This is a genomic window from Afifella marina DSM 2698 (assembly GCF_900102695.1).
Taxonomy (GTDB): Bacteria; Pseudomonadota; Alphaproteobacteria; order Rhizobiales; family Afifellaceae; genus Afifella; species Afifella marina.
The window spans coordinates 179,706-203,731 of record NZ_FMVW01000005.1 but is presented as its reverse complement, the minus strand read 5'-3'; the positions used below and the strand labels follow the sequence as shown (position 1 = coordinate 203,731).

Annotated in this window: 25 protein-coding genes; 11 read left to right on the top strand and 14 right to left on the bottom strand. The window is 62.5% G+C overall.

All coding sequences use genetic code 11. From position 1 onward, the window contains the following. Positions 1–305: 305 nt before the first annotated feature. The 3 genes from thpR (at position 306) to BLP76_RS12250 (ending at position 3,165) form a co-directional block, all read left to right on the top strand. The gene (gene thpR, locus BLP76_RS12260; RefSeq protein WP_092813770.1) at positions 306–842 is read left to right on the top strand and encodes an RNA 2',3'-cyclic phosphodiesterase; all 537 of its coding nucleotides are present in this window, start codon (positions 306–308) and stop codon (positions 840–842) included. A 327-nt stretch (positions 843–1,169) separates the two neighbouring features. Next, positions 1,170–2,111, top strand: a complete 942-nt coding sequence (gene gcvA / locus BLP76_RS12255; RefSeq protein ID WP_092813343.1) for a transcriptional regulator GcvA — start codon at positions 1,170–1,172, stop codon at positions 2,109–2,111. A 172-nt stretch (positions 2,112–2,283) separates the two neighbouring features. After that, positions 2,284–3,165: an NAD(P)-dependent oxidoreductase gene (locus tag BLP76_RS12250; protein WP_092813340.1), complete on the top strand. Its 882-nt coding sequence runs from the start codon at positions 2,284–2,286 to the stop codon at positions 3,163–3,165. On the opposite strand, the gene BLP76_RS12245 is transcribed toward BLP76_RS12250, so the two are convergent. Both BLP76_RS12245 and BLP76_RS12240 read right to left on the bottom strand, forming a co-directional pair. Beyond that, a complete protein-coding gene (locus BLP76_RS12245) occupies positions 3,162–3,746 on the bottom strand; it encodes a GNAT family N-acetyltransferase (RefSeq protein ID WP_092813337.1) in 585 nt (194 codons plus the stop codon). The genes BLP76_RS12250 and BLP76_RS12245 overlap by 4 nt on opposite strands. A 19-nt stretch (positions 3,747–3,765) precedes the next feature. Continuing rightward, positions 3,766–4,407 carry a LysE family translocator gene (locus tag BLP76_RS12240; protein ID WP_092813334.1) on the bottom strand — a complete coding sequence of 214 codons (642 nt, stop codon included), beginning with the start codon at positions 4,405–4,407 and terminating at the stop codon, positions 3,766–3,768. Positions 4,408–4,431: 24 nt separating this feature from the next. Here BLP76_RS12240 and BLP76_RS12235 point away from each other — a divergent pair, with 24 nt between their 5' ends. The 3 genes from BLP76_RS12235 to BLP76_RS12225 all read left to right on the top strand — a co-directional run bounded on the left by BLP76_RS12235 (position 4,432) and on the right by BLP76_RS12225 (position 7,795). Continuing rightward, complete coding sequence (locus tag BLP76_RS12235) at positions 4,432–5,259, top strand: phosphatase PAP2 family protein (protein ID WP_092813331.1); 828 nt, start codon at positions 4,432–4,434, stop codon at positions 5,257–5,259. A 113-nt stretch (positions 5,260–5,372) separates the two neighbouring features. Further along, complete coding sequence (locus BLP76_RS12230) at positions 5,373–6,593, top strand: argininosuccinate synthase (RefSeq protein WP_092813329.1); 1,221 nt, start codon at positions 5,373–5,375, stop codon at positions 6,591–6,593. A 53-nt stretch (positions 6,594–6,646) separates the two neighbouring features. After that, positions 6,647–7,795 carry a site-2 protease family protein gene (locus tag BLP76_RS12225; protein WP_092813326.1) on the top strand — a complete coding sequence of 383 codons (1,149 nt, stop codon included), beginning with the start codon at positions 6,647–6,649 and terminating at the stop codon, positions 7,793–7,795. Positions 7,796–7,883: 88 nt separating this feature from the next. On the opposite strand, the gene BLP76_RS12220 is transcribed toward BLP76_RS12225, so the two are convergent. The 3 genes from BLP76_RS12220 to BLP76_RS12210 all read right to left on the bottom strand — a co-directional run bounded on the left by BLP76_RS12220 (position 7,884) and on the right by BLP76_RS12210 (position 10,560). Further along, positions 7,884–9,428 carry a pilus assembly protein TadG-related protein gene (locus BLP76_RS12220; RefSeq protein ID WP_092813323.1) on the bottom strand — a complete coding sequence of 515 codons (1,545 nt, stop codon included), beginning with the start codon at positions 9,426–9,428 and terminating at the stop codon, positions 7,884–7,886. Beyond that, the gene (locus BLP76_RS12215; protein ID WP_170130474.1) at positions 9,419–9,940 is read right to left on the bottom strand and encodes a TadE/TadG family type IV pilus assembly protein; all 522 of its coding nucleotides are present in this window, start codon (positions 9,938–9,940) and stop codon (positions 9,419–9,421) included. Before BLP76_RS12215 ends, BLP76_RS12220 begins: the two co-directional genes overlap by 10 nt. Positions 9,941–10,035: 95 nt before the next feature. After that, complete coding sequence (locus BLP76_RS12210; protein ID WP_170130475.1) at positions 10,036–10,560, bottom strand: TadE/TadG family type IV pilus assembly protein; 525 nt, start codon at positions 10,558–10,560, stop codon at positions 10,036–10,038. 343 nt (positions 10,561–10,903) lie between these two features. Here BLP76_RS12210 and typA point away from each other — a divergent pair, with 343 nt between their 5' ends. After that, positions 10,904–12,730, top strand: coding sequence for a translational GTPase TypA (typA, locus tag BLP76_RS12205; protein WP_092813315.1), 1,827 nt, complete (start codon positions 10,904–10,906; stop codon positions 12,728–12,730). 50 nt (positions 12,731–12,780) lie between these two features. After that, on the top strand, positions 12,781–13,290 hold the full coding sequence (locus BLP76_RS12200) for a GNAT family N-acetyltransferase (protein WP_139163744.1): 510 nt from the start codon (positions 12,781–12,783) through the stop codon (positions 13,288–13,290). Between the two features lie 14 nt (positions 13,291–13,304). Here BLP76_RS12200 and BLP76_RS12195 read toward each other — a convergent pair whose 3' ends face one another. From BLP76_RS12195 to betI, 7 genes are all read right to left on the bottom strand, one after another. Continuing rightward, positions 13,305–13,613 carry a DUF167 family protein gene (locus BLP76_RS12195; protein WP_092813309.1) on the bottom strand — a complete coding sequence of 103 codons (309 nt, stop codon included), beginning with the start codon at positions 13,611–13,613 and terminating at the stop codon, positions 13,305–13,307. An 86-nt stretch (positions 13,614–13,699) separates the two neighbouring features. Next, on the bottom strand, positions 13,700–13,906 hold the full coding sequence (locus BLP76_RS18625) for a hypothetical protein (protein WP_139163743.1): 207 nt from the start codon (positions 13,904–13,906) through the stop codon (positions 13,700–13,702). A 14-nt stretch (positions 13,907–13,920) separates the two neighbouring features. Beyond that, a complete protein-coding gene (locus tag BLP76_RS18620; RefSeq protein ID WP_139163742.1) occupies positions 13,921–14,802 on the bottom strand; it encodes a hypothetical protein in 882 nt (293 codons plus the stop codon). 139 nt (positions 14,803–14,941) lie between these two features. Beyond that, complete coding sequence (locus BLP76_RS12190) at positions 14,942–15,232, bottom strand: YggT family protein (protein WP_092813306.1); 291 nt, start codon at positions 15,230–15,232, stop codon at positions 14,942–14,944. Positions 15,233–15,358: 126 nt separating this feature from the next. Beyond that, positions 15,359–15,571, bottom strand: a complete 213-nt coding sequence (locus BLP76_RS12185) for a hypothetical protein (protein ID WP_092813303.1) — start codon at positions 15,569–15,571, stop codon at positions 15,359–15,361. A gap of 242 nt (positions 15,572–15,813) precedes the next feature. Continuing rightward, a complete protein-coding gene (gene betA, locus BLP76_RS12180) occupies positions 15,814–17,499 on the bottom strand; it encodes a choline dehydrogenase (protein WP_092813300.1) in 1,686 nt (561 codons plus the stop codon). Beyond that, on the bottom strand, positions 17,492–18,082 hold the full coding sequence (betI, locus tag BLP76_RS12175; RefSeq protein WP_092813297.1) for a transcriptional regulator BetI: 591 nt from the start codon (positions 18,080–18,082) through the stop codon (positions 17,492–17,494). Before betI ends, betA begins: the two co-directional genes overlap by 8 nt. A 187-nt stretch (positions 18,083–18,269) precedes the next feature. Between betI and BLP76_RS12170 the strand changes: the two genes are divergently transcribed. Beyond that, complete coding sequence (locus BLP76_RS12170) at positions 18,270–19,232, top strand: choline ABC transporter substrate-binding protein (RefSeq protein WP_092813294.1); 963 nt, start codon at positions 18,270–18,272, stop codon at positions 19,230–19,232. 126 nt (positions 19,233–19,358) lie between these two features. Continuing rightward, complete coding sequence (locus BLP76_RS12165) at positions 19,359–21,803, top strand: PAS domain-containing protein (protein WP_170130476.1); 2,445 nt, start codon at positions 19,359–19,361, stop codon at positions 21,801–21,803. Positions 21,804–21,928: 125 nt separating this feature from the next. On the opposite strand, the gene BLP76_RS12160 is transcribed toward BLP76_RS12165, so the two are convergent. Beyond that, positions 21,929–22,705, bottom strand: a complete 777-nt coding sequence (locus BLP76_RS12160) for a response regulator (protein WP_170130477.1) — start codon at positions 22,703–22,705, stop codon at positions 21,929–21,931. A 246-nt stretch (positions 22,706–22,951) separates the two neighbouring features. On the opposite strand from BLP76_RS12160, the gene BLP76_RS12155 reads away from it, so the two are divergent. After that, positions 22,952–23,521: a sigma-70 family RNA polymerase sigma factor gene (locus BLP76_RS12155; protein WP_200170551.1), complete on the top strand. Its 570-nt coding sequence runs from the start codon at positions 22,952–22,954 to the stop codon at positions 23,519–23,521. Positions 23,522–23,758: 237 nt separating this feature from the next. On the opposite strand, the gene BLP76_RS12150 is transcribed toward BLP76_RS12155, so the two are convergent. Next, a complete protein-coding gene (locus BLP76_RS12150; protein ID WP_092813285.1) occupies positions 23,759–24,007 on the bottom strand; it encodes a hypothetical protein in 249 nt (82 codons plus the stop codon). Positions 24,008–24,026: the final 19 nt, after the last annotated feature.

Genomic DNA, 24,026 nt, shown 5'->3' with positions numbered 1-24,026 from the left:
GGGCGACGGTTCGCCCCCAGCCCCCGAACTCCGGTTCCGCCGAATATTGTTCCGAGTAGGTTCAATCCCCCAGAGGTAACACCTTCAAGGCCGGTCAGTCCGGCCTTTTTCTTGTCCGGGCCTTTTTCTTGTCCGGGCTTTGCCCTGTCCGTCTCTGAGATCGGGCATGGCGTCACGGACAGGTCTTTTCGGTCCTCTTCTTTCCTTTCCCCATCTGGCCCTAGAATAGGGAGCAGTCGCGGTGCCCATGCGTGATTCGCAAGGCGCTGCCGAACCGGCCCGAGGGCCCCGCATGGGAGACCGTCATGCCCCGCCTCTTCACGGCGCTCGAGCTTCCCTCCGACATCGCCTTCTCGCTGTCCCTGCTGCGCGGCGGCCTGCCCGGGGCGCGCTGGATCGATCCGGAGAACTACCACATCACGCTGCGCTTCATCGGTGATGTCGACCACCGCACCGCGAACGAGGTCGCGGGCACGCTGGCGCAGGTGAGCCGGCCGGGTTTCGAACTCTCCTTGTCGGGCCTCGGCACGTTTGGCGGGCGCAAGCCCCATTCGGTCTGGGCGGGCGTCTCCGCCGGCGACAAGCTTCGCGAATTGCAGGCGGACCTGGAACGCCGGCTGCAGCGTCTCGGCCTCGATCCAGACCGGCGCAAATTCAGCCCGCATGTGACGCTCGCGCGCCTCAAGACGGCGAGCCAGGGTGATGTGGCCGCCTATCTGGCGCTGCGCGGCGATTTCCGCACGCCGCCCTTCGAGGTCGGGCGTTTCGTGCTTCTCTCCTCGCGCGATTCCAGAGGCGGCGGACCCTACATCATGGAAGAAGCCTACCCGCTCGCGGCCTGAAGGCCTCCGGACGCGCAGGGCGGAGCACGCCCTCACCCCCCTCAATCGCGCATCGGATTGCGCGGCGCGTGCGCCCGCCCGTCGAGAAAGCCGAGATCGCGCAACCGCGCCTCCGGCATGTCGTCGAGATCGAGCAAGGCCTGCTTCTGCCGCCAAGCCATTAATTTTCGCATGAGCAAACCAACCCAGCGGACGCGCCGAACCGGGCGCCCGCCGGTGAGCGTTTGAACGGACATCGCCGGCATCTCCTGATGTGATGCCCATGTCTAGCGCTTGCTCCGCACCGCGATCCAACCAATAATCGGCGGTCCGTAATAAGGTGTCTTTATGCCTTTATCGCTTCCTCCCGTAACCGCGATCCGCGTTTTCGAAGCCGCCTCGAGGCATCTGAACTTCACGGCGGCCGCTGAAGAGCTCGCCATGACGCAGGCCGCCGTCAGCTATCAGATCAAGCTTCTGGAAGAGCGTCTCGGCACGCACCTCTTCGTGCGCCGGGCCCGTGGCGTCGAGCTGACGGAGGCGGGCGCACGGCTCGCGCCCGCCGTGCAGCGGGCCTTCGACGGTCTGCGCGAGAGCTTTTCCGCCCTTGCCACCTCCAACGAGGGCATTCTTTCGGTCAGCGCTGTCATCACCTTTGCCGCGACCTGGCTCGTACCCCGGCTCGGCATCTTCCAGCTCGCCCACCCTGAAATCGCGGTGCGCCTGGAGACGAGCAATCATTTCACGAATTTCGCCCGCGATGCCGTGGATGTCGGCGTCCGGGCAGGCCGCGGCGACTGGCCGGGCCTCACCAGCCACAAGCTGCGCGACATCGCCTTCTCGCCGATGATGAGCCCGGCGCTCGCCGCGCGTCTCGGCCCTGCGCCGAAGCCCGAAGACCTTCTCGATCTTCCCTTGATCGATCCGTCGGATTCCTGGTGGACGGACTGGTTCCGCCTCGCCGGTATCGAGGCCGGCGACATCGAGGAACGTTCGGGCCTGCATCTTCTGTCCCAGCATCTCGCCGCCCGCGCGGCCATTGCCGGCCAGGGCGTCGCGATTCTCGAACCGGCCTTTTTCCGCGAGGAGATGGCGGCGGGGCGCCTCGTTCAGCCTTTTCCCCTCGCCGCCTCCTCCAACTGGGCCTATTACCTCGTCTATCCCGAGACCCGCCGTCCGCCCCGCAAGGTGCGCGCCTTTCGCGATTGGATCGTGAGCCGTCTGCAGGAAGAGGCGGCGCTCCGCCCGGAGAGGGCGGCCGCAGACGCACCTGATCCCCGCATGAGCTGATGTCGCGATGCCGTCAGGCAGCGCCGGTCATTCGCGCCAGTCATCCTCACCGATCATGGGCGGCGTTGGCAGTCCGCCTCCCCGCTCCAGATAAAGGCGCACGGCCAGATAGGCGCACGCACGGACGCCTCGGCATCATCCCCGCATCAGCGACGCACGGAAAGGCTCGAACATGAAAATCGGCTTCATCGGATTGGGCCAGATGGGCACCGGCATGGCGAAAAACCTCATCGCCGCCGGTCACCAGGTCACGCTCTACAACCGCACGCGTTCCAAGGCGGAAGCCCTTGCCGGAGATAGTGCAACCGTCGCTGAGACGATCGCCGACGCCTGCCGCGGCGAAGCCGTCTTCACCATGCTGCCGGACGACAAGGCGCTCGCAGGAATCGTCGACGGCACCGACGGCATCCTGGAAAACCTCTCCAAGGGCGCGCTCCATATCTCGTCGAGCACGATCAGCGTCGCGATGGCGGAGCGCCTTGCCGCGTCCCATGCCGAAAAAGGCCAGGCGTTTCTTTCAGCGCCCGTCTTCGGGCGTCCGGAAATGGCCGCCGCCGGCAAGCTCTTCGTCGTCGCCGGCGGCGCCGAGGCCGCGATCGAAAAGGCCAAACCGCTCTTCGACGCGATCGGCCAGCGCACCTTCGCCATATCCGAGGTGCCGAAGGGCGCAAGCCTCGTAAAACTCTCCGGAAATTTCCTCATCGCCTCGGTGATTGAATCCCTCGGCGAGGCGATCGCCCTCGTCGACAAAGGCGGCATCGACAAGAAAGCCTATCTGGAGCTTCTCACCTCGACGATTTTCGGCGCCCCCGTCTACCAGACCTATGGCGGCCTCATCGTGGAGGAGAAGTTCGAGCCGGCCGGCTTCGCAGCACCCCTCGGCAAGAAGGACGTCGATCTCGCCTTACAGGCGGGCGATGCCCTGAACGTTCCCCTGCCGATCGCAAGCCTCTTGCACGACCGCTTCCTGCGGCTTCTCGCCCATGGCGGAGAAAACCTCGACTGGTCGGCCATGGGCGCGCTCGCGGCAAAGGATGCCGGCAGACAGAACTAGCCTCTCTCTCGACCTTCTTCGTGCGTCGCCTTCTGGCGCTGCGCACGCCATTCCTCGCGCGTGATTTCCCAGACCTCCGAGGGCAGCCGGCCGCTGACGAAATTGCGCTCCGTCACCGCGACGAGGCGCATGCCGCCGCGCGCAGAGATACGCCTGGAGCGTTGGTTCGCGACCGCCTTGGAAACACGCAGCACCGGCTCGCCGAGCGTTTCAAACCAGAACGCGCTGACGGCCTCGGCCGCCTCGTTCATCAAGCCCTGCCCTTGCCATTCGGGTGCCAGCCAGAAGCCGCGATGATCGTCGCCGCTGTCCCGCTTCAGACTGATCACGCCGATCAGCTCGTCCAGCCCCACTTTCGGGCGCAGCGTCCAGTGCCATTCGCGCCCGGCCTCGATCGCCGGCAGCGCCACGTCGCGGAGATAGGTGAGCGCCCCGTCCTCGGGATAGGGCCACGGCACCACCGCGTTCAGATAGCGGACGATTTCAAACTGCGGAAATCTGCTCTGAATGGCGCCAGCGTCATCGATCCGCAATGGTCGCAAGGTTAGGCGCGGCGTCGAGAGCTCGGGAATTTTCCGCATGGCCGCAGACACAACCGTCTTATTGCCCGCGCGCCAGGAGGATGCGGAAGGCGAAGGCGCCGAAAATGCTGGCACACAGCCAGTCGATCGCGCGCGAGATCTTGCGCGAACGGCGCAAAGTGCCGGAAACGCGGTCGGCCGCGAGCACCATTGCTGCGCAGGAAGGAACGCCGAGACAGATGAAATAAGATCCGAGAAACGCCAGCTTGGCAGAGGCGTGCGGGTCGTTTACCGAAATGAATTGCGGCAGGAAGGTCACGAAGAACAGAACGATCTTCGGATTGAGGAGATTGATGCCGAAACCTGCAAGCCAGCTCTTCACGAGCGGCTGTCTGGAGCGCAGGCTCGTATCGAGGGTCAAAGCCGAACCGTGGCGGATCGCCTGGAACGCGAGGTAGAGAAGATAGAGCGCTCCGACAATCTTCACCGCGAGGAAGGCCTTTGGCGAGGCGGCGAGGAGCGCCGACAACCCGAAGGCCGCGAGCATCGTGTGCACCACGAGGCCCGAAGTCGCGCCCAGCATGGCGGCAAGTCCGGCCGCGCGTCCCTGCGTCAGCGTGCGGCTGAGAAACAGCGTCATATCGGGGCCGGGCGTAATGATGAGCACGGCGGCCGCGAAGGTGAAGGTGGCGATGACCGCCAGCGAAGGAAGAAAGTCCATACGCGTCTCCTGAGGACCGCATTCATGCCTCTTGCCGTTGTCACGCGCCACCCGTTTTTTGCGCCGGTTTTGCGGCTGATGCCCGCGGCCGGCGCCATCGACTTCGTGAAAAGCCGCCCGACGATGACGGCGCTCATCGCGCTTCTTGCGATCCTTCTCGTCTTCGCCGCCTTTCCCGCCATCGATCTCGCCGTCGCCAGGCTCTTCTTCGATAGCGGCCATGGGTTCACGGTGACGGGCGCACCGCCCTTCTGGCGCAATGTCGGCCGCGGCCTCGAAATCTTTATCGGCATCGCCATCGGGCTGCCCTTCCTCGCCAGACTTCTATGGCCGGACAGGCCGATGCTCGTGCGCCCGCACAAGCCGGTCTTCCTCTATCTCGTCCTGGCGATTGGGCCGGGGCTTCTCGTCAACGGCCTTCTCAAGACCTTCTCGGCGCGCCCGCGCCCGCGCCACCTCTTCGAATTCGGCGGCGAAGAGGTGTTCGCCCGGGTCGGCGATCTCTCCGGCACCTGTCATTCCAACTGCTCTTTCGCCTCCGGCGAAGCCGCCTCCGCCTTCTGGCTGATCGCGCTCGTCTTCGTCGTGCCGAGGGCCTGGCGCCTGCCCGTCTTCCTCGCGACTTTCGCGCTTCTCCTCATCGTCTCGTGGACGCGCCTCGCCATGGGCGGGCATTTCTTGAGCGACATCCTCGTCGCCTGGCTCGTCACCTTCCTCGTCATGATCGTTTTGCGCCTGCCGGTGCTCTACCGGTTCCAACCCGAGATCGATCGCGGGGTCACCGCCGCCCTCACCACTCTCGGGCGCAGGCTCAACGCGGCGGCGCGGTTCGTCTTCTCCACCCGCACATAAGGCCGCAGGCCGCGTCTTCATCGACATCAAGCCGGCGCCTCACGTCTTGCACCGCACCGCACCCGGCCTATAGTGCGCGGCCGATCATAACCCTGCGCAACAAGCGGATTTCCATGGCTTCCGACGTCAAGAAAGTGGTGCTCGCCTATTCCGGCGGCCTCGACACCTCCATCATCCTGAAATGGCTGAAAGTCACCTATGACTGCGAGGTGGTGACCTTCACCGCCGATCTCGGTCAGGGCGACGAGCTCGAGCCGGCCCGCAAGAAGGCGGAGATGCTCGGCATCAAGGAAATCTACATCGAGGACCTGCGCGAGGAATTCGTCCGCGACTTCGTCTTCCCGATGTTCCGCATGAACGCCGTCTATGAAGGCGTCTATCTTCTCGGCACCTCGATCGCCCGCCCGCTCATCTCCAAGCGGCTCGTGGAAATCGCCCACGAGACCGGCGCCGATGCGATCGCCCATGGCGCCACCGGCAAGGGCAACGACCAGGTGCGCTTCGAGCTCAGCGCCTATGCGCTCGACCCCGACATCAAGGTGATCGCCCCCTGGCGCGAATGGGACTTCAAGTCACGCACCGACTTGATCGAGTTCGCCGAGAAGAACCAGATCCCCGTGCCGAAGGACAAGCGCGGCGAGGCGCCCTTCTCCGTCGATGCGAACCTCCTGCATTCCTCATCGGAAGGCAAAGTCCTGGAAGATCCGAACGAGGAGCCGCCGGCCTACGTCTTCCAGCGCTCCGTCTCCCCTGAGGAAGCGCCCGACAAGGCGACCATCATCGAGATCGCCTTCAAGAACGGCGACGCCGTTGCGATCGACGGCAAGGCGATGAAGCCGCATGAGCTTCTGGCGGCCCTCAACGATCTCGGCCGCGACAACGGCATCGGCCGCGTCGATCTCGTCGAAAACCGCTTCGTCGGCATGAAGAGCCGCGGCATCTACGAGACGCCGGGCGGCACCGTTCTTCTCGAAGCCCACCGGGCGATGGAATCGATCACGCTCGACCGCGGCGCCGCCCATCTCAAGGACGAGTTGATGCCGAAATACGCCGAGCTCGTCTACAACGGCTTCTGGTACGCACCGGAGCGCGAGATGATCCAGGCGCTCGCCGACAAGAGCCAGGAGAAGGTCGAAGGCACCGTCCGCCTGAAACTCTACAAGGGCAATGTCATCGTCATCGGCCGGGCGAGCCCGCAATCGCTCTACAATGACGAACTCGTCACCTTCGAGGACGATCGCGGCGCCTACGACCAGCGCGATGCGGCGGGCTTCATCCGCCTGAACGCCCTGCGCCTGAGAACGCTCGGTATGCGCGACCGCCTGAAAGGCTGACGGAAAGCCCGCATTTCTTTGCAATTTGAAGGGACCGGGACCATCTATTCGTCATGTCCTGGTCCTTCCCCATCGGCCGGCTCTTCGGCTCGGAAATCCGCATCCACGCCACCTTCTTTCTTCTGTTGGCGTGGATCGGCTTTGCGCATTACCAGATGGGCGGGGCTGCCGCCGCCATCGGCGGCGTGCTCTTCATCCTGGCAATCTTCGCCTGCGTGGTGGCGCATGAATTCGGCCACGCGCTGACGGCGCGCCGTTACGGCATCAAGACGCCCGACATCACGCTTCTGCCGATCGGCGGGCTCGCCCGCCTTGAACGCATGCCGGAAAATCCGCGCGAGGAAATCCTCGTCGCGCTCGCCGGCCCGGCCGTCAACATCGTCATCGCCGCCATCTTGATCCTTGCGCTCGGCGGCGCCGTCGATACGGCCTCGCTCGCCTCGCTCGACAATCCGCAGGTGAGCTTTTTGGCACGCCTTGCCGGCGTCAATCTCTTCCTCGCCCTCTTCAATCTCATTCCGGCCTTCCCGATGGATGGCGGGCGCGTCCTGCGCGCGGCCCTCTCCTTCAGGCTGAGCCGCCCGGCCGCCACCACGATGGCGGCGCGCATCGGCCAGGGCATTGCGGTCGGCTTCGGCTTTCTCGCCCTTTACGGCAATCCGATCCTCCTCCTCATCGCCGCCTTCATCTTCTTCGCCGGCAATGCGGAAGCGCGCTCCGTCGGCCTCGAAGATGCCGCCCGCGGGCTCAGAGTGCGCGATGCCATGATCAGCGAGTTCGAATCCCTCGCCCCTTCCGCCACCTTGGGCGACGCGGCGGAACTCCTTCTGCGCACGACACAGCACGAATTCCCGGTCGTCGATGGCAGCGGCCGTCTGCGCGGCATCCTCACGCGCGCGACGCTGATCGAAAAGCTGGCAGCGGAAGGGCCGGACGCCCCCGTCCTGCATGTCATGACGACCGATATTCCGGTGATTGCCGCGCGCGCCCGCCTGAGCGATGCGCTGAAACGTCTCCAGGCCGGCATGGCGCCGGCGGTCGGCGTCGTGGAGGGCGGCATCAGCCTGGCCGGCCGCACCGAAGGCGGCCGCTTCATCGGCTATATCACCGTCGACAACATCGACGAGCTGATGATGATCCGCGGCGCCACCGGGCCCGCCTCACCACCAAGCCGCGGCCCCGGCCCCGCCGTGCCGCAATAGGTCGTTGCGAAGACTTTCTGCGGGGCGCACCCAACCGCCCCGGCAGCAGCGACTCGAAATCCCGCGGGCGGAGCCGAACGAACCCCGATCAACGACTGACACGAAGTTCGGAAAGGGAGTCGCCGATCTGTTTGAACGCAGTGGTGAGTTCCGAGCTCGATGGAGAATCAAAGAAGTATTCAGACTGGGTGGCACAACGCCGCATCATTGACTTGGTTGAGTTGTCGACATCACTACCAAAAGCAATAGTATAAACCAAAATACCAGCGTTCTTCATCGAAGTACATACGGCTTCGAGACGATCGTCCAGCTCGCCTGCGGCCGCATTGGCGTCCCAGGTTGTGCCTAACATGTCATCGGGCAACGTTTTATAAGCCGAATAAAAATAAACATCGGGATTTGAATTCTGTTTTCCATATTCGGTATTCTGGCCATCTGTCATGATAATAACGGCCTTATCCATCAGCTCGTTATCATAGTCGAGCGGTAAGCCATGGGCAGCCATGTCACCTCCCCAGAGACCACGCCAGCTTGGGGAAAGCATTCTCCAACCCCACACCGCGCCGAGATTGATATGAGTACCGCCCACAGCCTTCATTGAATTAATAGCTCCGAGTATCGACTGTTTAGAAGAGGTCATAGGCGTAAGCTCCTGAGGACAGTTTTTGTTTGGTCCAAAATCTTCATTAAAAGGAGTATTGTAGATAACATCTACATCATCAGGTTCGCACGTCTCTTCATATTTAGTACAAATAAACCAAAAATATTCTACGCAACGGCGGGTACATGCCCCTGGCGTGGTTATAGATCGCGCCCAATTGTTCACAGTTTCATTGCGTTTGGTAGACGAATAATTCGTTGGATAAGGCCACCAATAAGGTGCGAATAGGTACTCATTGCCGCGCGTGGGCGGAGTATCAGTCACATCTTCTCCGTCGGGGCGAGCCTCAACACATCCGTTCCAATGATATCCTTCGGATTGAGCAAAGTCTTTCGTGCTCGGATCAGGGCTAAGCCATGATGAATTGGCCGGACCAATGTTGACGGCCTGCGAGAAGGGCACCAAACCAACATAAAGATTTTGGCCGACTGAATCGTCTCCAAACAATATATTAATCAGTTCGTTAGCGGCATTTTTCAAAGACGAAAGCTTCGTACCCAACATCGAGCCCGTATTGTCGAGCACCATCACGACTTCGAGCCCGCCCATCTCGCGCGTGACCTCCGAATAGGCGCTCACCGTCAGCGACTTGAAGCCGAGGAGGCGCATGAACGTGGTCGGCACCTTCGCCGAGGCATTCACGGTGATCGTGGTCTGCGCCGCATTCACCGAGGCCTTGACGTCGACGATATGGGCATCCGCATAGCCGTCGGGAAAGTTCGCCCGGACGAACTGCTCCACCTCTTCCTGCACATTGGTCGAGTTGATCCGCGATCCGGCCGCAAGCCCGCCGGCATCGGCGGCATTCAGGAGCTTCGCCTGAACGAACTGCGCGCGCCCGACATCGACGGCAAAGCCCATCAGGGCGATCAGCCCGAGCGCCGAGAACCCGATCAGCGGCGCAACGGAACCGTCTTCCCGGCGCAGATAGCGGTGAAAGAGGCGACGGAGAGAACACAACATCACGAACATCCCGCTGTCGTCGTCAGCTGCCCCAGACGGGGGCGGAACATGGCGTATTTGTAGATACCGTGGTCACCGAAGAAGTAGCTGCCGAACGTCGGCGTCCACTCGTAGAACACCTCGGTGATGATGAGATAATCCTTGGGATCGAGCGTGAGGTCGCCCGGCACGTCGGCGATGTCGCCGATATCGCCGATGCGGCTCGCCACATCGAGTGTCCCGCCGCCCTTGCACTGCCATTTGACCCGGATCTTGGTCTCATCGCTGTCTCGGGCGACGGCGCTCAGGATGACGAGGCCGTGGTCGCTGAAATCGAGCGGCTTCATCAACTCGGTCGACGCCTGGAACAGCTGGTCGGCCATCGAATAGGTGAGGGTCTTGTCGCGGGCCACGGCGTCGGCGACGGTGAAGGCCATCTTGTCGGCCTTCTGCTGCACCAGGATATAGCGGCTCATTTCAAAGCCGCCGAGCGTCAGGATCACAAGGAAGGGCGCCGAAAGCGCGAATTCGAGCGCGGCCACACCCGCCTCGTTGCGCCGGAGGGCGCGCAAACGCGCAGATACTCGGCGTGCCACCCGCCGTGATATCCCACATGCCAGATTCAGGATCGGTCGCATCAGAAAGGCTCGTTCTTCACCACCGCATGCACGGTGATATCGAGGGTGTTGTCGCTGCCGCCGAGGATTGAGCCGATCATCGGCGTGATGAACTTCCAGGGATAGGTGATGGTGTAGACGACGACCTTCTTGCCTCCGCCGTAACCCGGCGTGCCGGCATTGTCGTCGTATTTGCCGTTGCCGTTGAGGTCGGTGTAGTTCTCGCCATCATCGCGCACGCCATTGCCGTTGGCGTCGATGAACGGCTCTGGGCCTGCGGTCATTTCGTCGAAATCGGTGAAGGAGCGGCTGCTGATCTTGACCCTGGCCGGGTCGATCAGAACGCTTGCATCGCCCTCGAGGGCAGCACGGATCGTCTGCTCGCGGGAGCGCTTGTTCTCTTCATCGGTGTAGCCCGTGCGCCCCAGCCGGGTCGCGGTATAGCTCGCATGCTCCAGCACGCTTTCCGCCGAAAGATAAAGCCCGAGCTCGACGATCCCCATCATCATGAAGATCAGGAGGGGCGAAATCAGCGCGAATTCCACCGCCGTCGCGCCGTCTTCGTCGCGACGCCACCGCGAGCCTCTTGTTCGATGTCGTCCGAGCATAGTTAACGCCTTACGATGACGTTTTCTTTTGTCGCTTTGAGCCGTCATGTGGCTTGCATCTTCGCTCCAAAAAAGCACGAAGCGATTAAAATGCGCTGCATTTTTCGGGAAACCTGCAAGAAGCCTCAATGAGGTGTTAAGCGGCGCGTGAAAAATCCGAAAAAATGTGTCAAAGGGCCTTTCTGAGGCGCCTTTTCAGCGCTTCGGACGATGTTTGCGCCACAACCCCTGTCTTCCATGACTGGAATGGAGTATGGGCGGCGCACATATAAAGGCCCTCATGACAAAGACTCTTCGTAACATCGCCATCATCGCGCATGTCGATCATGGCAAGACGACGCTCATCGACGTGCTCCTCAAGAGCTCGGGCTCCTTTCGCGAGGGGCTGCGTGTCGCCGAGCGCGCCATGGATTCCAACGCGCTGGAGCGCGAGCGTGGCATCACCATTCTCGCCAAGGTGACGTCGCTCGTCTGGAACGACGCGCGCATCAACATTGTGGATACGCCAGGCCATGCCGATTTCGGCGGCGAGGTGGAGCGCATCCTCAATATGGTCGACGGCGCCCTCCTCCTGGTGGACGCGGCCGAAGGCCCGATGCCGCAGACGAAATTCGTGCTCACCAAGGCGCTCGCCGCCGGGCTGAAGCCGATCGTCGTCATCAACAAGGTCGACAAGGGCGATGCCCGCCCCGACTATGTCCTCAACGAGGTCTTCGATCTCTTCGCCGCCCTCGGCGCCTCCGAAGAGCAGCTCGACTTCCCCGTGCTTTATGGCTCCGCCAAGCAGGGCTGGATGGCGGAGACGCCGCAAGGCCAGCATCAGGGCATCGATGCGCTCCTCGATCTCGTCGTGCGTCACGTCAACGCGCCGACCACCGAGGAAGGCCCGTTCCGGATGCTGGCGACGACGCTCGAAGCCGATCCCTTCTTGGGCCGCATCCTCACCGGTCGCGTGCGCTCCGGCGAGATAAAGCCCGGCCAGACAGTGAAGGCGCTGTCGCGCAAGGGCGACGTCGTGGAAAACTTCCGCGTCTCCAAGGTTCTCGCCTTCCGCGGCCTGGAACGTCAGCCGATCGACAAGGGCGAGGCCGGCGACATCGTCGCTCTCGCCGGCATGAGCGAGGCGACCGTCGCCGATACGCTCGCCGATCCGGAGGTGACGACGCCGATCGCCGCTCATCCGATCGATCCCCCGACGCTCTCCATGTCGTTTCGCATCAATGACGGGCCGCTTGCCGGGCGCGAGGGCTCCAAGGTGCAAAGCCGCGTGATCCGCGAGCGCCTTTTGCGTGAAGCGGAAGGCAACGTTGCGCTGAAGATCACGGAATCGACCGACAAGGACGCCTTCGAGGTCGCCGGTCGCGGTGAATTGCAGCTCGCCATCTTGATCGAGACCATGCGCCGCGAAGGCTTCGAGCTGACCATCGGCAAGCCGCGCGTCGTCAACAGGACGGACGAGAATGGCGAGGCGCTGGAACCGATCGAAGAGGTCACGGTCGACGTCGACGACGAGTTTTCCGGCGTCGTCATCGACAAATTGTCGACCCGCCGCGGCGAGATGGTGCAGATGCAGCCTTCGGGCGGCGGCCGCACCCGCATCGTCTTCTATGTCCCGACCCGCGGGCTTATCGGCTATCAGCCGGAGCTTTTATCCGACACGCGCGGCACGGCGATCATGAACCGCGTCTTCCATGAATGGCAGCCCTGGCGCGGCGAGATTCCGAGCCGCCAGCGCGGCGTCTTGATCTCCAACGGCACCGGCGCCGCCGTGCCTTACGCGCTGTTCAATCTTCAGGACCGCGGTTCGATGATGATCGGCCCGGGCGAGGCCGTCTATCCGGGCATGATCGTGGGCGAACATTCGCGCGGCAACGATCTCGAGGTGAACGTCCTCAAAGGCAAGCAGCTCACCAACATCCGCTCCGCGGGCAAGGATGATGCCGTGCTGTTGACGCCGCCCTTGAAGCTCAGCCTGGAACAGGCGCTGTCCTACATCGCCGAAGACGAACTGGTTGAAATCACGCCGCAATCGATCCGTCTGCGCAAGGCGATCCTCGATCCGAACGATCGCAAACGGGCCGAGCGCAACAAAAAAGATGCCGCTTGACGTATCGAGAGTGATTGCTCGAAAGGGGCGAAGCGGCTTACGCTTCGCCCATGAGCGCTGTCGTTATCGATATCCGCTATGCGGAACATTCCGACGCAACCGCCATCGCGGATGTGCATGAGCGTTCCTGGAGCGAGGCCTATGCCGGCATCCTCCCGGCCGTCGCGCTTCGCCAGATGGTCGCCCGCCACGGACCCCGCCACTGGGTGGAGGTGATCGGCCGCAGGCGCAATGTCCTCGTTCTGGAAGTGGGCGGCGTGATCGCCGGCTATGCCACCTTCGGCGTCGCCAGACAGCGCTCTCATGCCCGTACGGCCGAGATCTACGAGCTCTATCTCCTGCCGGAATATCAGGGCATCGGCGGCGGACGCCTGCTCTTCGAAGAGACCTGCCGCACCTTGAAGGAGCGCGGCTTCACCCGCCTCATCGTCCGCGCTTTGACGGAAAACGCCCGCGCGCTCGAATTCTACGAGCGCCGCGGCGGCGAAATCCGCTCCATGGCGCAGACGCTTTTCGGCGAGCGGCGCATGCCCGTCGCGGTTTTTTCGTTCAAGCTCTAAGAGCGGTCGAGCGTTCAGACGACACTCTGAAGCTTCTTCTTAAGCGCGTCCGCATCGCCGGCGAGAAGCAGCACCTTCACGCGGCTCGTCCCCCCGCTTGCGACCGACACCGAACTCTTCGGCACACCGAGCGCCTTCGCCACCAGATTTTCGAGCGCCTTGTTGGCCGCGCCCTTTTCCGGCACGGCCCGCACGCGCGCCTTTATGACGGCGCGCCCGTCGGCAAGCTCTTCCACCCCTTCGAGCGCATCCTTGGCGGCCTTCGGCGTCAGACGCACCGAAAGCAGGAGCCCCTCGGAGGTCGCCCTAAACGGATCGCTCAAAAGATAATGGAAATTCTGACACTATTTAGCACGCGCTGCATGAATAATATCATCACCATTCCTAGATCGCCGAACGCGCGGATATATCAACGAATTCTGGTGTGACACCCTTCATGCAAATTAGCCGTACGATCGTTGCCACGCTCGGGAGCATGCGCGATCGTATGCTCAGCTTGGTGTCGGAATGCGTCTTCAAGAAACCCAATAACATCATCCCGCGCCTGCTCAAATTGCACGCGATCCAAATCTCCAACAAACCGTGAATTGGACATGACGAATGCCATTTTGGTCATTCCAAGCCTCCTATCTAGCGCCGCACCTTCTTAGAAAGGCGATACATCACATCGAGACATCGAGAAGTTGAGAATGTGAGTATTAGATAACTAATTCTATTGTTAAAATAAGCTTTTTTGCTGTCAATGCACGCAAAGCCAAATGTATTTTTTGTATTAATTTCATTTATAGATTGCGCCGAAGTTATCGGGGTCACCACACAAGCGCGGTAATAACGGCGCCAATTTCTATTAGCATTCACGTAACGCCGACAGATCCACCTTAAAATAAGATGATTGCTATAAAAATAGTATTTTTTCTTCTCTATTATCTCGAAAAATGCTGTATTCTTTCTGTAATCAAACGAACACAAATCAGAATCGACGCGATCTCGTGCATTGGAAGAATCCCATTGGCTTCGCGCCGCCGTTCCTATGGAGCCATTTCCAGAGAGGGTCTTCAGAGAAAAATGGCAGTCGTGTCCCGTCAAATCTCGGAACACAACCGAATTAATATTAGCTATATGCGTAAGCTCGGAAACGATGTGTTCCTTAAGTTCAGATGTATTATTTCCATTTTCGGCAAGGACACCCTCAAGCGAATCAAATTTCGCCTTCAGCGACAAGATGTTTTCAAGCGTTTTATAGAATTTTCTGCGTTCGTGAATCAATTTTATATTAAACCATATTATGAGCATTGTTAGGCACACAAATACAATAATATAACGATGCTCATAAGCCCATAACGCATAGGGATCTGAAATGATATAACTATATATATTCCGGAATCGCCCATCGTGATCATTGGAGTTGACATAAGAAAGAGCCAACACCAAGGCGCCAGAAGTGCCCATCACCCAATAAAATATATAAACTGGGTATGATATAATTTTGCCGAACATGCCATGATCGCTCAAGGTGCGCTCCAGCGATTCGAATAGAAATATACAACTACTAAACGAAGCGCAAACTCGCAACCACCTCTGCCTGCGGCCATTTTTCTAAATGCACAGGTAGAGCTCACCGCTTTCATTCGTATCGAAATGAACGGCTCGCTCAAAAGACGACGGGATAGATGTAATAGACGATGATCCGCTGCAGCAGAAAGATGAGAAGGATCGCAATGATCGGCGAGATGTCGAGACCGCCGAAGGCCGGCACGAAGCGCCGGATCGGCCGCAGCACCGGCTCCGTCAGCTGATACAGCATGCGCCCGATCGTCGAGACCACCTGATTGCGCGGATTGACGACGTTGAAGGCATAAAGCCACGAGAAGATCGCGCTGGCGATGATCACCCAGGTATAAAGATTGAGGATCAGAAGGATAACGTCGAGAATGGCGCGCATGGAGGTCCGAGGTGTCTGTGGTGGCAGGACGCTCGCCCATGTAGCTGCCAAGCCGGCGCCTTACAAGGCGTGATCCCGCCGCGCCCCGGCCGTCGAAGCGCACCCTTCAACACACCGGCGTCGATCTTACGCGACGAGCCGGCAAAGCCGCCGCACCTCTTCGGCCCCATGGGCGCCGGAGCTGAGGGCCACTTCGCGGGCGATCCGGTCTTCCTCGCGGCACAGGTCGCGCTTGGCGCGCAGGGCGCGGATGAGGGCGTTGGCGGCGCAGCTGCGTGCCGGATCTCCCGGCTGATAGACTTCCTGCATCAGGAGTATGATCTTGGCATCTTCGCCCATGGCAAAGTCCCTCCTTCGCAGATGACAACGCCCTTTGATTCAAAAGCGTTTCAACTCCGCGACAGTAAGTGCGCGTTATGCTTAACCGTTGGTTACGCCCCCGCGCAACGAGCGCGGCCCCACCTGTGGAAAGCGCCTGCGAACTCTCCTTTACCGGCTCAAGCTTGCGCCGACGATGCTTCGAAATGCAGGGCAGCATCTCTTCGTTCATCGCCGCTTTGCGCGCCACCGCGCCACGCCCGTCAGGCGGCGAGATCGTGATGCGGCAGCTTGCTGCGCTGGCTCACCGCCCAGCCGGAGACGGTCACCGGCTCGCGCTCGAAACGCGGCAGAAGGCTGCGCCCCAGAATATGGTCGGCGGCCTTCTCGCCCACCATCAGCGAGGGCGCGTTGAGATTGCCGTTGGTGATCTGCGGGAAGATGGAGGAATCGGCCACTCTGAGCCCGTCGACCCCGATCACCCGGCATTGCGGATCGACGACGGCGCCGACATCATCGGCGGCCCCCATGCGACAGGTGCCGCAAGGGTGATAGGCGCTTTCGACCTCGCCTCGTACGAAATCGTCGAGTGCCGCATCGCTCATCACCTCCGGCCCGGGCGCAAGCTCTTCGCCTGAGAACTCGCCGAAGGCCGGCTGCGCAAAGATCTCGCGGGCAAGCCGGATCGCCGCCCGGAAATCCCGCCAATCCTGCTCGTGGCTCATGTAATTGAAGCGGATCGCAGGCGCCGTAGGAGCGTCCGGCCCCTTCAGCCGCACAGAGCCGCGCGAGGGTGAGCGCATCGGCCCGATATGGATCTGATAGCCATGCGCGCTCGCCGCCGCACTGCCGTCATAGCGCACCGCCGCCGGCAGGAAATGCATCTGCAGATCGGGATATTCGACGCCCGGCGCGGAGCGGATGAAGGCGCAGGCCTCGAAATGGTTGGTGGCGCCGAAACCGGTGCGCGTCAAAAGCCAGCGCGTACCGATTCGCCCGCGGCCGACGAGCCCGAGATGCGGGTTGAGCGTGACCGGCTTGCGGCATTCCTGCTGCACATAGACTTCGAGATGGTCCTGCAGATTGCCGCCGACGCCCGGCCTGTCGGCAACGACATCGATGCCCTGTTCCCGCAAATGCTCGGCCGGCCCGATGCCGGAGAGCATCAAGAGCTTCGGCGAATTGATCGACGAGGCGGAGACGATGATTTCCCGCCTTGCCCGGATCGTCTCGCGGGCACCGCCGCGGGAGACGACGAGCCCGACGGCCCGACGATCCTCAAACAGGATGCGCTCCGCCAGCGTATTGCTCATGAGCTCGACATTCGCCCGCTTCAAGGCCGGGCGCAGATAGGCCTGGGCCGACGACCAGCGCTGGCCGCGCCACACCGTCATCTCCATCGGCCCGAAGCCTTCCTGAGCCGAGCCGTTGTAATCGAAGGTGAGCGGATAACCCGCCTCAGAACCCGCCCGGATGAAGGCCGAATAAAGTGGATTGCGCATCATGCCGCGCGTCACATGCATCGGCCCGTCGCTGCCGCGCCAGCCGGCCTCGCCGCCATGGCTCGTCTCCAGCCGCTGGAAATACGGCGCGACGTCGGCATAGCCCCAGCCGCCTGCTCCCATCTCCTGCCAGGTATCGAAATCCTGAGGATGGCCGCGCACATAGACCATGCCGTTGATCGATGAGGAGCCGCCGATCACCTTGCCGCGCGGGCAGGCGAGCGACCGGCCGCCAAGATGCGGCTCGGGCTCGCTGCGATAACCCCAATCGTAGCGGCTCGTATTCATCGGGATCGAGAAGGCCGCGGGCATCTGGATGAAGGGCGAGACATCGCTGCCGCCATATTCCACCACGAGCACGCTGTTCTGCCCGTCCTCTGACAGCCGGTTGGCGAGCACGCAGCCGGCGGAGCCGGCGCCGATGATGATGAAGTCGACTTCACGCATGAGGGTGTTTCCGCAACAAAAGAGCATCGACGGCGTCTTCGAGGAGCGCGGCTGCGCCGTCCGGATCGGCCGGGCCGGCCAGCGAACGGCGGATCCACACCCCATCGATGAGCGAGGCGACCGTCTCCGCAATCCGCACGGCCTCCTCGCGCGCCACCAATTCCTGCAGCGCGTGCAGGAGATTGCTTTCAAGCCGCCGCGTATAGACGCGCAGGAGACGCCGCGCTTCGGGCTCCGTCTGCGCCGCTTCGTAGAAGGCGAGCCAGGCGGAAATGACGGCCGGACGAAACTGGGCCGCCGAAAAATTCCCGGCGATGATGGCGCTGATGCGGGCCCGCGGCGTCGCCGCGTTTTTCAGGCATCTCTGCATCTCCTCGCCGAGTTCGGAGAGGAGATGGCGCATGGTGGCGAGCAGGAGCTTGTCCTTGCCGCCGAAATAATGATGCGCGAGCCCGGCCGACACGCCGGCCCGCTTGGCGATCGTGCCCATGGTGATATGCGCCATGCCTTCCTGATGGATGGCTTCGATGGCGGCGTCGATGAGCGCCTTGCGGCGCACGGGTTCCATTCCGATGCGGGGCATTGTCGTCTCCTGCCGCTCTTCTGCTTTTTTTTGATTGATCAGTCAATCAAGCAAACATTGCCATTCCGCAGCGATGGTGTTTCGATGCCGCCGCCGCGTCGCCGGCCGCCTGAGAACCAGCCGCACCGGCGGGCCTGGCGCCGTAAGCCGCGCGGCACGCGTTCAAAAACCAAGACGGAGACACCGAATGACGCCCATCGCCCGACAGCTTCTTGCCGCCCTCTCCGGCGGCATCTTCGCTTTGTCGCTTGCAGGCCCGGCGCTCTCGCAAAGCGCCCCCGACGCCTGCAAGACCGTGCGCTTTTCCGATGTCGGCTGGACCGATATCACGACGACGACGGCGCTTGCCTCGGTGGTGCTGGAAAGCCTCGGCTACAAGCCGGACGTGAAAGTCCTGTCTCTGCCGGTCACTTACGCGTCGCTGAAGAACAAGGACATCGACGTCTTCCTCGGCACCTGGCTGCCGACGATGGAGGCCGACATCGCGCCCTATCGCGAGGACGGTTCGGTGGAAACGTTGGAGCCCGCCAACCTCACCGGCGCCAAATATACGCTCGCCGTACCCGCCTACACCTACGACCAGGGCCTGAAGAGCTTTGACGACATCGCCGAGTTCAAGGACGAGCTCGGCGGCAAGATCTACGGCATCGAACCCGGCAATGACGGCAACCGTCTCATCTTGAGCATGATCGAGGACGACCAGTTCGGCCTTGGCGATTTCGAGCTCGTGGAATCCTCAGAGCAGGGCATGCTCGCCCAGGTCGGGAGAGCCATCAAGCGCGACGAGCCGATCGTCTTCCTCGGCTGGGAGCCGCATCCGATGAACGCCAATTATGACATGAAATATCTCTCCGGCGGCGACGATGTCTTCGGCCCCGATTACGGCGGCGCCACGATCTACACGAATGTCCGCGAAGGCTATCTCGACGAATGCCCGAATGTCGGCCAGTTCCTGAAGAACCTGAAGTTCACGCTGCCGATGGAAAACGAAATCATGGGCGCGATCCTGGACGACAACAAGGAAGCCCGTGCGGCCGCCAAGGAATGGCTCGAAGCCCATCCCGACACGCTCGACAAATGGCTTGAGGGCGTAAAAACCTTCTCCGGCGAGGACGGCCTGCCGGTGGTCAAGGAAAGCCTCGGCGGCTGACGCCGCGGCGGACACGTAAAATTCCGGGCCGGCGAAGATCTCCGCCGGCCCACCGCAACCCAGGACGGGGATCAGCCGTTCACCGCAAGAAGGCAGCGGATGTTCCGCCGTCAGAAGCGGTTGGGAATGCACAAAAAAAACCTGAGATCGCCGACGGCGGACCGGCTTGAAGACCTGAAGCGGGAGAACGCCGAACTGAGGGCGCGGCTCGCGGCCTTGGGCGCGGGCGAGAGCGCCACTCCCGCGGAGAAAGACGACGCCCGCGCCCGCCTGTTGCGGCGCGAAGAGCAGCAGGCGATCGTCGCCGCTCTCGGCAATCACGCGCTCGTCGGAGCTCCTCTCGACGAGCTCTTGGACGAGGCGGTCTCCGGTGTCGGCAAGGCGCTCGGCTGCGACCACACCGCCATCCTGCGGCTCCTGCCCGATAAAGAGAACTTTCTTCTGACCGCCGGCTCCGGCTGGCGGACGGGCCTCGTCGGCACGCATCTCGTCAGCGCCCGCACAGGCTCCAAAGCGTCCTTCGCCCTGTCCTCCGGGCAACCTGTCGTCACCAGCGATATGGCCCACGAATCCCGCTTCGAAGAGAGCAACATCTTTCTCGAACACGGCATCAAGAGCGGCGTGACCGTCCTCATCGGCAAGAAGGACAATCCCTGGGGCGCGCTCGGCGTGCATGCCTGCGAGACCGAGCGCTTCGTCGCCGAGGACATCGGCTTCGTCCAGGCCGTCGCCAACATTCTCGCCGTGGCGATCGAACGGCAGCGTGCCGAAACGAGGCTGCAGGCGCAGGAGCGGCGCCTGCGTCTGGCGCTCGACAGTGCCCATATCGGCACCTGGGTCCGGCACAGGGATGAGGATCTTTCCTATTGGGACGAGACCACCTTCGAGATCTTCGGCGTTCGGGAGCGAAGCGATCCGCTCACCCATGACGAAGCCCTCGCCTTCGTCCATCCCGCCGATCGCGAGCGCGTGTCGCGCGAGGTGACGGCCCTCATCGAGGAGGGCCGGCCTTTATCGATCGAGTTCCGCATCACCCGCCCGGAGGGCGAAATCCGCTGGCTCGCTTCGGCCGCCGAATGCCATGGCAGCGACCAGGGAACGCACGCCTATGGCGTCATTTACGACATCAGCGCCGCCAAGAAGGCGCAGGCCGAGCTTGCCGACAACGCCGCCCGGTACCGTCTTTCCCTGCGCGCCGTGGCAGGCGTCGTCTACCAGCGCGACATGGCGACGGGGCAGGTGACGGCGAGCGAAGGCCTGGAGAGGCTCGTCGGCGAAAGCCATGGCGGCACCTCGTTCCTGCCCTGGTGGATCGAACGTGTTCATCCCGACGACCGCGACAGGCTGCGGGCCCTCGGCACCGAGCTGAGACGCGGCGAACGCGACAGTTTTGAGGCGACATACCGCGTCCGCCATGCGGATGGTCATTGGATCGACGTCTGGGACCGTGCCTATCTCGTCTTCGACAAGGAAGGGCGCCCGAGCCGCCTCTTCGGCTTCGCCTCCGACGTGAGCGAGCTTCTCGAAATCCAGCGGCGTCAAACGGTGCTCCTGGCCGAGCTCGATCACCGTGTGAAGAACATGCTCGCCAATATCAGCGCCATTGCCACGCAAAGCCGCAGCGAGACGCATTCCATCGATTCCTTCATCCGCTCCCTGCGGGGGCGCATTCAGGCGCTCGCGGATGCGCACGAGCTTTTGAGCCGATCCGGCTGGGACGGGGCGCTGTTGCGCGATCTGGTCGAAGGGGCCTTGAGGGCCGCCGGCGGCCGCGCCAATGCCCGCGTCCAAATCGATGGGCCCGATGTGATCTTGACCCCGCGCCTCACGCAGAGCCTCGCCTTGAGCCTGCACGAACTCGCCGCCAACGCCGCCCGTTTCGGAGCGCTCTCCGCTCCGGGAGGCCATCTCAAGATCAGCTGGGAACGCGACGATCTGCGCAACGGTCATCTGTTTTCCTGGGACGAGACCGCCCCGGAGGCCCTGCAGCCGCCCGCCAATGAGGGCTTCGGCAGCTTTGTCATCCGCTCGATGATGGAAACCGAGCTACGTGAAAAGGTGCGCTTGGAATTCCGCCCCCAGGGTGTTCTGTGCACCTTCCGCATTCCGCAGATGAAGGAGGCGCCGCAGCACGTTTTGCCGGCGGCCGCACGCAGCGGGCAAAACGGCAAGGATGGGGCGGAGCCCGCTTTGCCAAAAGGCTCGATCCTGATCGTCGAGGATTCCCCGCTCCTCGCCTCCGTCATGCAGGAAGCCGTGGAATCGGCCGGATGGCCGGTCGTCGGTCTCGCCGCCGACGTCGCCGAGGCGCGTCGCATGGTGGCGGAGAAGAATTTCGCGGTCGCCCTCCTCGACCTCAACCTGCAGGACGAGATTTCGACGGAAGTGGCGCGCGATCTGCGCCGCAAGGGCGTGCCCTATGTCATCGCCAGCGCCTATCGCCCGCAGGATCTTCTGGAACCGGACTTGGCCGATGCCCCCTATCTGCCGAAACCGATCGATCAGAGAGCGCTCGTTGAAATCGTGCGCCTGTTGATGTCGAGCCCGCTTGAAAGCTTCGCGTCGGTGTGAGAGGCGATGGCCTTGTCGAGATCGACGGAGCTCGGGATCAGACGGCGGCCGACAGGGGCGAATGCCTGCGGCCTTCCCAACGGCCTTCCCAACGGCCTTCCCAGCGGCTTTCTATGACAGCGCCGTCAGGACACCATTTCAAGTCCGGCGAGCTGGCGCACCGCGGCCTCGACGGCAACGCGCTCGAAAGGCTTGCGCACGATCAGGGCATCGCGCTCGCCCACCGAGCGCAGAACTTCGCCCGGGAAAGCCGTCAGATACATGACCCGCGCCTCGTGAAAGCGGCGGATGGTGTTGACGGCGTTGAGCCCGTTGCCCTCGGCGAGGCGGACGTCGGCGAGGATGAGATGCGGCCGCTTCTCCGCGGCCTTGAAGACCGCTTCGCTCTCCTTGCTGGCCATGCCGACGACCTCGATGCCCATCCCCGACACGATGCCGGAAATGTCGCGCGCCAGCAGCGGCTCATCCTCGATGATCAACGCCGACAAGCTCGGCGAGGTGAGCATCCGGTAGCCTTCGGCAACGAGATGCTGCGCCCGATCCGGACTGATGCCGAGGATCGTCGCCACCTCGTCCGCCCGAAAGCCGCACACGGATTTTAGGGCAACGGCCTCGCGTTCTTTCAAAGGCAGACGCAGGAGACCGCCATGAAGCACTTCCTGCCCGATGGCGCGGCCGTTGCTGACCCACAAAGGCGAGATCTCGGACGCGCCCAGCTCGTGGAAATGGCGAAAGAGGATGATGAGTGGATCGCCCTGCCCGTCGAGGCGGGCCGGATCGAACCGGCGCAGGCAGCGTTCGATGACCTCGTCGGCCTGCGGCAGCGAGCCGAACAGGCAGAAGGCGTAGCGGCGAAGACGAGCCACCGCGTGTTTCACGTCGTCGGAAACCTGCGTGTTCATATTCTCCCCCGATCCGGACGAAGCTGCCCGTCCGACCGACACCCGAAGGATCAGCCTATACGAACCCAGCCGCGCCGACATTAACCTGAGCAAACTTAGTATTCAAACGCGGCTCCAGGTATCAAAAACACGTAGCCGCCTAACGACCTTAGGCGTGAAACCCCGGTAAAATATGGCAGGCTTCGCCGCCGCGGGTGATTCTTGCGCGGAACCGGGCGTTGGGGAAGAGAGCGGGCAAACGGTGCAATGACGACCGGTGACGACCGGAATGACAAGGTCCGTCGCGAGATCGCTGAGCTGATCCCGCATCTGCGCCGCTTTGCCAGATATCTCGTCCAGAACCCGGAATGGGCGGACGATCTGGTGCAGGAATGCCTGGTGCGCGCCGTCGCCTCGTTGGGGCGCTATGAAGACGGCACCAATCTGAAAGCCTGGCTCTTCACCATCCTGCGCAACATCTACAAGAACGATCTGCGCAAGAGTGCCAACCGGCGTCGGGTGGAAGAGGATCTGACGCACGAGGCGAGCACCCACAGCAAGCCCGGCCAGGAATCTGCCGTGGCTCTCCAGGAGGTGCGGCAGGCCTTCGCCCATCTCTCGCCGGAGCATCGCGAGATCCTGCTTTTGACGGCGGTCGAAGGCGTCGGCTACGAGGAAGCGGGCGAGATGCTCGATATCCCGATCGGCACGGTGCGCTCGCGCGTCTCGCGCGCCCGTGCCCGCCTCACCGAGCTCCTCGGTCGGGTAAGCGACGACGAGACGGCAGCCGAAGACGCCCGCAGCACCGAGACCGAAACCCCCGCCAAACACGGATAAGACCCGTTTCGAGGGAGCCGCAGTGGGTGGAAGCGACGCAAAAGAGCGCCTGGGTACAAACGACCCGCCGACCCAGGTCTCGGCCGCTGCTCTCGGCTGCTGATCTGCGGACGGATCCCCCGCAACGCTCTGCTGCCGCGCGGTCGCAATGCCGGCCGGTCACGCCGAGCCGACCGCCGCCCCGGGAAAATCCCCCGGCGCAATCTCTCGGCATAACGCTCGACTTAAATGCGAGACTTAATCGTCGTTTTTCGTCGACTTGAGAGAATAAAGCTCGGCCGAAGCCCCGGCCCCTTTCTCCGACGCCTCTCCGGCCGCCGCGTCAGACGCCTCTTCCGGCGTCTGCGCTGCCCCCGTAAGCGCCTGAAGCAGGCGCTCCGGCACGTCCTCTACTAGGACTTCCTCGCCGAGCTTCGCGAGCTGCCTTTGCAGGTCGTTGTCAGGCAGATTGTGGTCGGCCTGCGCGACGGGGGGCGAAGATACCATGGGATTGCCGCCGGATTGA

What these genes read in the sequence shown, in the direction of transcription:
- thpR (WP_092813770.1), top strand. Translation starts at nt 306, where the DNA reads ATGCCCCGCCTCTTCACGGCGCTCGAGCTTCCCTCCGACATCGCCTTC.
- gcvA (WP_092813343.1), top strand. Translation starts at nt 1,170, where the DNA reads ATGCCTTTATCGCTTCCTCCCGTAACCGCGATCCGCGTTTTCGAAGCC.
- BLP76_RS12250 (WP_092813340.1), top strand. Translation starts at nt 2,284, where the DNA reads ATGAAAATCGGCTTCATCGGATTGGGCCAGATGGGCACCGGCATGGCG.
- BLP76_RS12245 (WP_092813337.1), bottom strand. Translation starts at nt 3,746, where the DNA reads ATGCGGAAAATTCCCGAGCTCTCGACGCCGCGCCTAACCTTGCGACCA.
- BLP76_RS12240 (WP_092813334.1), bottom strand. Translation starts at nt 4,407, where the DNA reads ATGGACTTTCTTCCTTCGCTGGCGGTCATCGCCACCTTCACCTTCGCG.
- BLP76_RS12235 (WP_092813331.1), top strand. Translation starts at nt 4,432, where the DNA reads ATGCCTCTTGCCGTTGTCACGCGCCACCCGTTTTTTGCGCCGGTTTTG.
- BLP76_RS12230 (WP_092813329.1), top strand. Translation starts at nt 5,373, where the DNA reads ATGGCTTCCGACGTCAAGAAAGTGGTGCTCGCCTATTCCGGCGGCCTC.
- BLP76_RS12225 (WP_092813326.1), top strand. Translation starts at nt 6,647, where the DNA reads ATGTCCTGGTCCTTCCCCATCGGCCGGCTCTTCGGCTCGGAAATCCGC.
- BLP76_RS12220 (WP_092813323.1), bottom strand. Translation starts at nt 9,428, where the DNA reads ATGTTCGTGATGTTGTGTTCTCTCCGTCGCCTCTTTCACCGCTATCTG.
- typA (WP_092813315.1), top strand. Translation starts at nt 10,904, where the DNA reads ATGACAAAGACTCTTCGTAACATCGCCATCATCGCGCATGTCGATCAT.
- BLP76_RS12200 (WP_139163744.1), top strand. Translation starts at nt 12,781, where the DNA reads ATGAGCGCTGTCGTTATCGATATCCGCTATGCGGAACATTCCGACGCA.
- BLP76_RS18625 (WP_139163743.1), bottom strand. Translation starts at nt 13,906, where the DNA reads ATGACCAAAATGGCATTCGTCATGTCCAATTCACGGTTTGTTGGAGAT.
- BLP76_RS12190 (WP_092813306.1), bottom strand. Translation starts at nt 15,232, where the DNA reads ATGCGCGCCATTCTCGACGTTATCCTTCTGATCCTCAATCTTTATACC.
- BLP76_RS12185 (WP_092813303.1), bottom strand. Translation starts at nt 15,571, where the DNA reads ATGGGCGAAGATGCCAAGATCATACTCCTGATGCAGGAAGTCTATCAG.
- betA (WP_092813300.1), bottom strand. Translation starts at nt 17,499, where the DNA reads ATGCGTGAAGTCGACTTCATCATCATCGGCGCCGGCTCCGCCGGCTGC.
- betI (WP_092813297.1), bottom strand. Translation starts at nt 18,082, where the DNA reads ATGCCCCGCATCGGAATGGAACCCGTGCGCCGCAAGGCGCTCATCGAC.
- BLP76_RS12170 (WP_092813294.1), top strand. Translation starts at nt 18,270, where the DNA reads ATGACGCCCATCGCCCGACAGCTTCTTGCCGCCCTCTCCGGCGGCATC.
- BLP76_RS12165 (WP_170130476.1), top strand. Translation starts at nt 19,359, where the DNA reads ATGCACAAAAAAAACCTGAGATCGCCGACGGCGGACCGGCTTGAAGAC.
- BLP76_RS12160 (WP_170130477.1), bottom strand. Translation starts at nt 22,705, where the DNA reads ATGAACACGCAGGTTTCCGACGACGTGAAACACGCGGTGGCTCGTCTT.
- BLP76_RS12155 (WP_200170551.1), top strand. Translation starts at nt 22,952, where the DNA reads ATGACGACCGGTGACGACCGGAATGACAAGGTCCGTCGCGAGATCGCT.
- BLP76_RS12150 (WP_092813285.1), bottom strand. Translation starts at nt 24,007, where the DNA reads ATGGTATCTTCGCCCCCCGTCGCGCAGGCCGACCACAATCTGCCTGAC.